Annotated in this window: 1 protein-coding gene; it reads right to left on the bottom strand. The window is 76.4% G+C overall.

The genetic code is table 11. From position 1 onward, the window contains the following. Nucleotides 1-2,699 (bottom strand): AAA family ATPase (locus GQS09_RS27790; protein WP_165990283.1); only part of this gene is annotated, 2,699 nt, incomplete at its 3' end. Nucleotides 2,700-2,860 lie beyond the last annotated feature (161 nt).

The raw sequence follows: 2,860 nt of genomic DNA, 5'->3' as shown, positions 1-2,860 counted from the left end.
TCCCGGGCCGGCCGCAGCGCCCGCGCGGCCCCGGACCGGTCCCCGGCCGCCAGCAGCGACTCGGCCCAGCCCGCCCGGGCCACCGCCAGGTAGTACGGCACGGACAGCGGCTCCAGCGCCCGCACCGCCTCCGCCCAGTCCCCGGGCGTGTCCCGGCCCCGCGCGGTGCGCAGCTCGGCCTCCACCAGCCTGCCGAACGCCGCCCACATGGGCTGCGCGGCCGGCACCTCCCCGACCGTGCGCCGGATGTGCTCCAGCGCCTCCTCCCGGCCCTGTTCCGCGCCCGGCAGCCCGCGCAGCCGGGCCTCCGACTCGGCCCTTGCCGTCACCGCCAGCAGTTCCCAGAACAGCGTGGTGGCGAACGGCACCCCCACCAGCGGCATGGCGTCGGAGAACGCCCTCCGGGCCGCCGCCACGTCCCCGTCCGCGACCGCGATGTCCACCCGCAGGCGGGTGGCGGCGAGCGAGAAATCGGACAGCAGACGGCCGCCGGTGAACGGCGTCACGGCCTCCGACAGCAGTTCCCCCGCCCGCTCCGTGTCACCGTCGCGCAGCACCGCCAGCACCCCGGTCAGCAGCAGCGCGCTGGCCCGGGTCCGGACCACCCGGTGGCGGCGCACGGCGATCTGGAGGGACTCCTCGGCCGCCGGCCACCGCCCGAGCATGAACTGCACCCAGGCCCGGTTGGTGGCCAGCCACGGCAGCGCCTCGTCCAGCCCGTGCCGGCGGGCGAGTTCCTCGCTCTCCCGCGCCATCCGCTCGGCCTCGGCGAGCCGGCCCACCCCGCCCAGCGTCGCGGTGAGGTTGACCATGGAGCGGCCCAGCAGCGAGATGTAGCCGCACTCCAGCACCCGGTCCAGCACCGCCCGCATCTCCGCGGTGCCCTCCTCCACCGCCCCCGACTCGGTCTTCAGCGCGGCCAGGGTGTGCCGGGCGTACAGTTCGGTGCTCTCGGCGCCGACCGAGCGGGCCAGCTCCACGGCGCGCAGGGCGACCTCGAAGTTCTCCGGTGTGCGGGTCTCCTCCTGCAACTGGGCGGCGGCCAGGGCGAACACCTGGGCGTGCACCACCGTCGGCGGACGGCCGCGCAGCAGTTCCTTGGCGCGGCGCAGTTCGGCCATGCCGTCCTCCCGCATCAGGCCGTCGCCCTTCATCCGGGAGCGCTGCATCCAGAACCAGGCGGCGCGCAGCGGATCGGCCCGCTCGTCCAGCAGCTTCAGCGCCTGCCGGCTCAGCAGCTGGGCGCGGTCGGACTGGTCGGAGAGCACCGCGGCCACGGTGGCCTCGGCCAGGACGTCCACCTGGTCGGCCGGGTGCGACGGCTCGGGGACGGGATAGGCCCAGACGGTGTCCACCGGGCGCAGTGCGGCCAGGGCCTCGGGCGGCGCGGCGTCCCACAGCTCCAGGGCCCGCTCCAGCAGCCGGAGCTGCTCGGCGAAGGCGTGGCGGCGGCGGGCCTGGACGGCGGCGTCCAGCACCGCGGGCAGCGCCTTGGACGGTTCGCCCGCGTAGTACCAGTAGCCGGCCAGCCGGGCGGCCCGCTGGTCGGCGCGGACCAGCTGCGGGGCGGCCTGCAGTGCCTCGGCGTAGCGCCGGTTGAGGCGGGCGCGTTCGCCGGGCAGCAGGTCGTCCATCACCGCCTCCCGCATCAGGGCGTGCCGGAAGCGGTAGCCGTCGCCGTCGTCGGTGGGCACCAGGATCTGGGCGCCGACCGCGGCGCGCAGTGCGGCCAGCAGCTCGGGCTCGGGGCAGCGGGCCACGGCGGCCAGCAGGCCGTGCTCCAGGGCGGAGCCGCCCTCGGCGACGATCCGCAGCACCTCCTGGGTGTCCTCGGGCAGCGCCTCCACCCGGACCAGCAGCAGATCGCGCAGCGATTCGCTCATCCCGCTGCCCGCGCACTGGGCTGTCAGCTCCTCGACGAAGAAGGGGTTGCCCTCGGAGCGGGCGAAGACCGTGCGGGCCAGGTCGGGGGCGGGTTCGCTGCCCTTGATGCCCGTCATCTGCGCGGTCACTTCGGCCTGGGTGAAGCGCCGCAGCTCGATCCGGTGCACGCTGCGCAGCCGGTCGAGTTCGGCCAGGAAGGGACGCAGCGGGTGACGGCGGTGGATGTCGTCGGTGCGGTAGGTGGCCAGCAGCACCAGGCGGGCGTCCTGCACGCCGCGGAAGAGGNCGTCCTGCACGCCGCGGAAGAGGTAGCCGAGCAGCTCGCGGGTGGAGCGGTCCGCCCAGTGCAGGTCCTCCACGGCGATCACCAGCGTGCGGGCGGCGGCCAGCCGCTCCAGCAGACGGGCGGTGAACTCGAAGAGCCGGGCCCGGTCGGCGGCGATCTCGCCGGAGGACGGCGGGACGCTGTCGCCCAGGCCGGGGAGCAGCCGGGCGAGCTCGGCCTCCCGGCCGGCCGCGGCGTCCGTCAGCTCCTCGGGAAACTGCCGGTGCAGGGAGCGCAGGATGGCGGCGAACGGAGCGAACGGCAGGCCGTCCGAGCCCAGTTCGACGCAGCCGCCCACGGCCACGGCCGCGCCGGCCGCGCGGGCGCGGGAGGCGAACTCCTCCAGCAGGCGGCTCTTGCCGAGCCCGGCCTCGCCGCCGATGACTGCGGGCTGCGGCTCGCCGCTCGCGGCGCGCGTCAGCGCCTCGGTCAGGGCGGCGAGTTCGGCACTGCGGCCGACGAAGACGGGGCTGACACTCTGCGGGACCACGTCATCGAGGATCACACGCCGCGCCCCGGATGCGCAGCGTCCGTTTCCCCGGGAACGGACGCGGACCGGCCGGCCGGCCGGTGCCGCAGGTGGCGGTGGCCGTCCGGCGCGGCCGGCCCGGGCGGAACGGAAGGCCCGGCCGCTCCGCCCGGCCCGGCCGG

The organism is Streptomyces sp. YIM 98790 (genome assembly GCF_011421595.1).
GTDB lineage: Bacteria > Actinomycetota > Actinomycetes > Streptomycetales > Streptomycetaceae > Streptomyces.
The sequence above is the reverse complement of the archived record's forward strand: the minus strand, read 5'-3'. Positions and strand labels throughout refer to the sequence as shown.